General features: G+C 60.9%; 5 protein-coding genes. 3 read left to right on the top strand and 2 right to left on the bottom strand.

Annotated elements, in window-relative coordinates:
* On the bottom strand, positions 1 to 381 hold a 381-nt coding region (locus ACG74X_RS09065), incomplete at its 3' end, for an acetyl-coenzyme A synthetase N-terminal domain-containing protein (protein WP_411234173.1).
* A gap of 415 nt (positions 382 to 796) precedes the next feature.
* On the opposite strand from ACG74X_RS09065, the gene ade reads away from it, so the two are divergent.
* Positions 797 to 2,551 carry an adenine deaminase gene (gene ade, locus ACG74X_RS09060; protein WP_411234171.1) on the top strand — a complete coding sequence of 585 codons (1,755 nt, stop codon included), beginning with the start codon at positions 797 to 799 and terminating at the stop codon, positions 2,549 to 2,551.
* Here the strand turns inward: ade and ACG74X_RS09055 are convergent.
* Positions 2,541 to 3,422 (bottom strand): LysR family transcriptional regulator, encoded by an 882-nt coding sequence (locus ACG74X_RS09055; protein ID WP_411234170.1) that lies wholly within the window; start codon positions 3,420 to 3,422, stop codon positions 2,541 to 2,543. The genes ade and ACG74X_RS09055 overlap by 11 nt on opposite strands.
* Positions 3,423 to 3,527: 105 nt before the next feature.
* Between ACG74X_RS09055 and ACG74X_RS09050 the strand changes: the two genes are divergently transcribed.
* Both ACG74X_RS09050 and ACG74X_RS09045 read left to right on the top strand, forming a co-directional pair.
* Positions 3,528 to 5,093, top strand: a complete 1,566-nt coding sequence (locus ACG74X_RS09050; RefSeq protein WP_411234168.1) for a proton-conducting transporter membrane subunit — start codon at positions 3,528 to 3,530, stop codon at positions 5,091 to 5,093.
* Positions 5,094 to 5,125: 32 nt separating this feature from the next.
* Positions 5,126 to 7,516 (top strand): YbcC family protein, encoded by a 2,391-nt coding sequence (locus ACG74X_RS09045; protein ID WP_411234222.1) that lies wholly within the window; start codon positions 5,126 to 5,128, stop codon positions 7,514 to 7,516.
* Positions 7,517 to 7,518: the final 2 nt, after the last annotated feature.

Genomic DNA, 7,518 nt, shown 5'->3' with positions numbered 1-7,518 from the left:
CATCTTGCACACGCTGCGATGCAGGTCGCGATAGGTGATATGCTTGGCGGCCTCGTCAGGATTGTCAGGCTCGAAAATGATCGCGGTCTGATCGCCGCGCGTCGCCAGATGCCGGTCAATACAATTGGCCGCGACATTCAACGTGCCATCGGCAAACCAGTTGATCTTGACCTGCCCCAGGGTGAAATCAACATCCGACACCTGGCTCGGGGCCTTGATCCAGTCCAGCCGCTGCGCCTGCTCGGCCCAAAACCCGTCAGGATCAGACACCGACCGCGCATACATCTCCTCATACCCCGCCGCATCAACATGCGCCGTCTTCACAAGATCAGACGATGGTGGGTAGGTGGTTGCGGTTTCTGTCGTGGAAAGGTCTTGCATGGTCATGGTCTCCTCGCGTCGCCCGGTCGCCGCCGGGCGCAGTGAAATGCAATCACAAACCTGTCATTGCAGCTGGGGTCGATCATAAGGTCAGATGAAAACAAATAAATAAGTAAATTAAAAACAGTGGGTTAGTTGTAAATAATTTTCAGACGTAATCGAAAATATGAAAACAAATTAACAAGACGTTACGTAAGGTCTTAAAAGAACGGTAACTTTAATCGGTTTGAAATGGCGGCTTATATCGCCACTGCGACATGCCGAAGTGGCAATCGGGCCTGCGAGCGGGTGTGGCATATTGTTCCGGTATGCGGTTGTATGCCAAAAATGCCATATTTTCGTCCATCAAACCTGCCTCGCCCAAGGATTGTGCGAAAGTGAGTCGTTAGCGCTAAAATTTTGGCAGTGGCCGGACATGCCACACTGCGATAGCCTGCCGGACATCACCACAGGAAAGGCCGGGCCAATGCCGAACCTTAGTTCTCTTGAACGCCGTATCGCCGTCGGGCGCGGGGATTTGCCCGCCGATCTTGTTCTGCGCAATGCGCATGTTTTTGATCTAGTGACCGGGGACATGATGCCCGGTGATGTGGCCATATGCGACGGCATGATCGCGGGCACATGCGCAACTTATGAGGGTGACACCGTGCTGGATCTGACCGGCATGATCCTCGTTCCGGGGTTTATCGATACCCATTTGCACATCGAAAGCTCTTTGGTGACGCCGTTTGAATTTGATCGCTGTGTGCTGCCGCATGGCGTGACCACGGCGATCTGTGATCCGCACGAGATTGCCAATGTGGTTGGTGCAGAGGGTGTCCGGTATTTCCAGAACGCAAGCGCACAGACCTTGATGGATATTCGCGTTCAGCTGTCCTCTTGCGTGCCATCCACACATATGGAAACGGCCGGTGCGGCCTTGTCCGCCGCGGATTTGGCCCAGCTCATGGGACATCCATCTGCAATCGGGTTGGCGGAATTTATGAATTATCCCGGTGTGATACACCGCGATCCCGATGTGATGGACAAGCTGCTCCTGTTCGAGGGCGGGCATATTGATGGCCATTGCCCGCAATTGAGCGGGCGCGATTTGAACGCCTATATCAGCGCCGGGATTTCCACCGAACACGAGGCCACAACAGCCCCGGAAGCGCGCGAAAAGCTGCAAAAGGGGATGCGGGTGCTGATCCGGGAAGGATCGGTTTCGAAAGACCTGCACGCGCTGCAGCCCCTGCTGACCGAGCGTACGGCCCCTTACATGTGCCTGTGCACCGATGACCGCAATCCGCTGGATATTGGCGAACAGGGGCATCTTGATTACATGATCCGCACGCTTATCGGCTTGGGCACACCGCCTTTGGCGGCGTATCGGGCGGCGTCGCTGTCGGGGGCAGAGGCGTTTGGGCTGAAAGACCGGGGCATCATTGCGCCGGGCAAACGCGCCGATCTTGTTGCGGTGACCTCGCTTGAGGCATGCGATGTGCGCCATGTGTTCTGTGCAGGGGTGGCGGCCACGCCGCAGAACTTTGACACACGCCGGATCGTGCCTCCGGTCGCGCGCCATTCCGTCCATGCGCCGGTTCTTGGCCCCGAGGATTTTCGCGCCAAAGCCAATAGCGCCGATACGGATGTCATCGGTATTGTCGAAGGCCGGATCATCACAGAGCATCTGCACGAAACGATCCCCCTTCAGGATGGAGACAAACGCCCCGATCCGGACCGCGACCTGATCCGCATCGCCGTGATTGAACGGCATGGCAAGAACGGCAACATTGCCGCGGGCTTTGTGCGGGGGTTTGGGCTTAAACGGGGGGCCATCGCGTCAACGGTGTGCCACGACCATCACAACATTGCTTGCGTTGGTGTGGAATACGCCGATATGGCGCTGGCGGCCAACCGGTTGACCGATCTTGAAGGCGGGTTTGTGGTGGCACACCAAGGCGAGATCCTGGCCGAGCTGGCGCTGCCGGTTGCCGGATTGATGAGCCTTGAGCCGTTCGAGGTGGTGCGCGACAAGCTGGCGTTGTTGCGTGATGCGGCGCGCGATTTGGGGGTGACGCTGAACGAGCCGTTCCTGCAACTGGCATTTCTGGCCCTTCCGGTCATTCCCGCGCTAAAGATCACCGACCGGGGGATGGTCGATGTGACCAGGTTCGAGATCATTTCCTAGTGTCCGCCCTATCAAGAAGTTCGGCCAGCAGCGGGTTGGGATAGCGTCGATCCAGCGTGACAGCATAGAAAAGTTCGTGAAGATCCAGCATGGCGGCCTGCCGCAGTTCGCCGCGGGCCAGTTCGTCCTGGACCACGATTGGCGGGACAACGGCCAGACCGGTGCCTTGCCGCGCGAGCAGACGGATCATCGCCATGTCATCGACCTCGGCGGCGATTTTCGGAACCGCACCGACCCGTCGCAGCAGCGTATCGAAGGCGTCCCGAATAAGCGTGTCGCGGGTGGGCAGGATCAGCGGGTGCTGCGCCACCAGATCTTCGAGCGTGGCGGTGCCGGACACCCGATCCGCCCTGCCAAACAGGCCGACGGTCTGATCCGCCAATTTCTGTGTCAGATAGGGGGTGATCGCGTCCCGCGGGGGGGGAGTGTTGGTCAACAGCACGTCCAGATTGAGCGCATTCAAAGCGGCGTATAATTCCGCCGCGCTGCCGGACCGCAGGATCACCTCGACATCGTCGCGTCCCAGAACCGGCTCCAGAAAGGACAGCTGGAAATTGCGTGACAAGGTCGAAAGCGCGCCGACACGCAGCGCCCGGGCCGGGCGGGCTGTTTCGCGCAGCGTGTCCAGCAATTCCTCGCCGGCGGCAAAGATCGTATCGGCGTGATCCAGCGCGATGCGGCCCGCCTCGGTCAGGTGCAGCGCGCGGCCCCGGCGTTCGAACAGGGCTTGTCCGATCCGGCCCTCCAGCTGTTTGATCTGCGCGGACAGCGCGGATTGCGACAGGTTCAGGCGCTCGGCCGTGCGGGTGAGGTTGCCGTCATGGGCGACGGCCCAGAAATAGCGCAGGTGATGATAGTTCAGATCCGTCATTCGTTCACTTTAATAGAACGATACTTCTTAAACAATGTATTTTCATTCATGATCACGCCGCGCTACTTCGCCAAGTGAGATCACGTGACGAGGGGAGATTGCACCATGATCACATTACTTCCGATGCTGGCACCGGCGTTCTTTGCTGTTGTGGGTGTGATATATATGCGCACCACCATGCCGCGCGGCGCAGCGCAGCTGCGACTGGGCGAATTTGCCGGGCTTGGGGCCATCGCGGTGTCGGTGATCGCGCTGGTGAGCCTGATCCAGTCGGGGTCGGCCAGCAGCCCCTTGATCGGCGTTGGCGGAATGGGCTTTGCCGCGCGCATTGATGCGGTCAGTGTCACCATGTTGATGCTGGTCAGCTTTATTGGCTGGGTGGTGATGCGCTTTGCGGTCACCTATACCGATGGCGAACACAATCAGACCCGGTTTCTGGGGTGGCTGAGCTTTGCGCTGGCGTCGGTGTTGTTGTTGGTCAGCGCGGCGAACCTTGTGCAGCTGATCGTTGGATGGGGCGCGGTGGGGCTGTGTGTCAACCGGTTGTTGCTCACCTATCCCGAGCGTGCGGCAGCGCAGCGGGCGGCGCGTAAGAAAGCGTTGTGTTCCGCCGCGTCTGATGTGGGTTTGATTACCGGTGCGGTGGCTTTGTTCATGGCTTATGACACCGCCGATATCGCCAGCATCCTGAGTGCCGCGCGCGCCGGTGATGGCGGGCTGATCGCGGTTGGCGCTGTGGCATTGCTGGCGGTGTCTGCCTTGTTCAAATCGGCGCAGATTCCAACGCATGGCTGGCTGACAGAAGTGATGGAAGCCCCGACACCTGTTTCGGCGCTGTTGCATGCAGGGGTGGTCAATGCGGGTGGCTTCCTTCTGATCCGGTTTGCCGATGTTCTTTTGCTCGCACCCGGTGTTCTGTCTGTTCTTGTCATGGTGGGGGGCTTGTCTGCCCTGTTTGGCGGGCTGGTCATGCTGACCCAGCCATCGGTGAAAACATCGCTGGCCTGGTCCACTGTGGCGCAGATGGGCTTTATGATCATGCAATGCGGACTGGCGCTGTTTCCGCTGGCGCTTTTGCACATTGTGGCCCATTCGCTTTACAAGGCTCACGCGTTTCTGGCGTCGGGCGGGGCGGTGCAGCAGGTCAATTCGATCCGCAAACCCGGCCCGGTGGCCATTCCAAATGGCAAGGCTGTGCTCAAGGCGTTTGCCATTGCACTGGCGATCTATGGCGTGATTGGTCTGCTTTTGGGCATCGACGGCAAATCGGCTCAGGCGATTGCGTTGGGCGCGGTCCTGGTGATGGGGGTGGCGTATCTGTTGGCGCAGGGGCTTGCGGATGCCGCACCCGGCGTTCTGACCCAGCGCATGGCGCTTTATTCGGTGGCCACCACGCTGAGTTACTTCGCGCTGCAATCCATCGCGATCCGGCTCACGGCGGGCACCTTGCCGGCAACTCCGGCCCCCGGTCCGCTGGAATGGGCGCTGATGGTGCTGACCATCCTGAGCTTTGGCGCGGTCGCGCTGGCGCAGGCCACGTTTCCGAATTGGGCGACACACCCGTCAGCGCAGGGTTTGCGGGTGCATCTGTCGAACGGGTTTTATCTGAATGCGGTGTTTGACCGCGTCACCGGTGGCTGGGCCGCGCGGTCGAACAAAGGGGCACGGTAATGGAACCGACAGGAGAAAATGACATGCTGACAATGGTAGAACGGTTTTCCGGTCCGGCGCTTGAGATCATGGCAGGGGCCAAGACCGCCGCGTCACACATCCCGCCGCTTTGGGCGCTTGATGCCACTGTTGCGGTCAATCCCTATGTGGGCCAAGCGGGCGAGCCGTTGCAAATGGCGGCAGCGCGCCTTGCCCGGGTGGCCGGAGTGCGCACTGTCGCAGAGCGGTCGCATTTCAAGGCAAAGTTCGATGCCAAGGAGCTGACGCTGTCTGATCTTGAGGCCGGTCTGGCCGAAGTGCCGGAATTGACGATCACGGTCGATGATCTGATTGCCGCCCTGTCACAGGACGTGGCCGCGCCGGAAACGCTGCCGACGCTTGCCGATCTGGCAGAGGACGTGTCCGATATCAATTGGCCGGATTTCGTGGCCGAGCGGATCGGTCACTGGGCGGGCGGCCATTATGATGTCGGTCAGGCGCTGTGGCCCGCGCCCAAGACACGGGCCTGGCTGTCCTGGCGGTCATTTGCGCAGCGCGATCTGACGCCCGAGATTTTCGGGCTGACCGGGTTTGCCAGCCGGGTGGCGTCGATGTCGATGTCTGCGCGCGGCGCGCTGACCAAATGCGCCGAAGACATGGGCATCACCGCTGCGGCCTCGGAAAGCTATTTCCACACGTTGCTGATGCGCTTGGGCGGTTGGGGGCAACTGGCCTCCGGAGAGGCGTTCCGCGCGGCGCTGCAGAACGAGGGCAACAACGACATCACCGATCTGCTGACCGCCAAGCTGGTGTTCGAAGCCGCCCTTCTGGCGCGCTACAAGGACAAGATCGGCGACAGGTGGAAAGACGTGCTTGAGGCCCATGCGCAACCGATTGTCCCGTCTCAGGACGATCTGATTGACGCGGCCTTGCAGGCGGCGGCCGATCATGCCGCAGCCCGGATGCTGGACGAGACGCTGTCGCAGCCGGTTGCCGAAACCGACCAGACCCCGGACATTCAGGCCGCGTTCTGTATTGACGTGCGATCCGAGATTTTCCGGCGCGCGCTGGAAGCGACAGACAAGCGGATTGAAACCATCGGGTTTGCCGGGTTCTTTGGCATCGCGGCTGCGCATAACAGCTTTGCGTCTGATGTGACCGAAACGCGGGGTCCGGTGCTGATCAATACCGGTGCCGAGACGGCGGCAAGCGATCCGCAGGACACCGATACGTTGACCCGGGTCGCCCGTCGCGTCACCCGCGCCTGGGGCCGGTTCCGGCTGGCGGCGGTGTCAAGCTTTGCCTTTGTCGAGGCAACCGGGCCGCTTTACCTTGGCAAGCTGGTGCGGGATTCGCTGGCGCAGAAAAACCCGGATCTTGGCACCGATCCTGCGCCTGTGCTGGCAGGCGATGTCAGCCTTGAGGACCGGATCGGCATGGCCGCAGGTATCTTGTCGGCGATGTCGCTGAAATCCGGTCTGGCCAAACTGGTTCTGTTGGCAGGTCACGGGGCGCGGGTTGTGAACAACCCGCATGCCTCGGCGCTGCAATGCGGGGCCTGCGGGGGCCATGCGGGGGATGTCAATGCGCGGTTGGTTGCCTTGCTGCTGAACGATCCCGAGGTGCGGTCCGGTCTGGTCGAGAAGGGGCTGAATGTCCCTGCCGATACGCTGTTTGTGGCCGGTTTGCATGATACGGTGACGGACGAAGTGACGCTGTATGAGGGTGATCTTCCCAAAGATCACAGCCAGTCCGAGGCGTTGGCCGCGTTAAAATCCGCTTTGCGGCAGGCGGCCAAGGTCACGCGGACGGAACGGTCGGCGCGGCTGCCACGGGCCGACTCGACCCTTGCGATCATGGAGCGGGCGAAAAACTGGTCGGAAACCCGGCCCGAATGGGGGCTTGCGGGCTGTTCCGCGTTTATCGCGGCTCCGCGGTCGCGGACGGCGGGGCGCAGCCTTGAGGGGCGGTCTTTCCTGCACAATTACACCTGGCAAGAGGATGAGGGGTTTGGCGTGCTAGAGCTGATCCTGACCGCGCCGGTTGTGGTCGCCAGCTGGATCAGCCTGCAATATTACGGCTCTTCGGTTGCGCCGGATGCGTTTGGGGCCGGGAACAAGCTGTTGCACAATGTGACCGGCGGTATCGGTGTGATCGAAGGCAATGGCGGTGTTCTGCGCGGTGGGCTGCCGTGGCAGTCGGTGCATGATGGTGACCGGTTCATGCATGATCCTGTGCGTCTGAGCGTCGCTGTCGAGGCCCCGCGCGAGGCGATCACGGATATCCTGAACCGCCATCCCGGCGTTGCGGACCTGTTCGACAATGGCTGGCTCAAACTGTTTGCCATGGACGAAGAGGGGCGGCTGGCCTGGCGCTATTCCGGCAAGGGCCAGTGGACATCGCTGCGCGGCGAGGTGGCGGCACCGGGAATCGCGGCAGAATAAAG

The organism is Marivita sp. S0852 (assembly GCF_046591575.1).
Lineage (GTDB): Bacteria > Pseudomonadota > Alphaproteobacteria > Rhodobacterales > Rhodobacteraceae > Marivita.
Note: the sequence above shows the minus strand (reverse complement) of the source record. Positions and strands in the feature narration are given on the sequence as shown.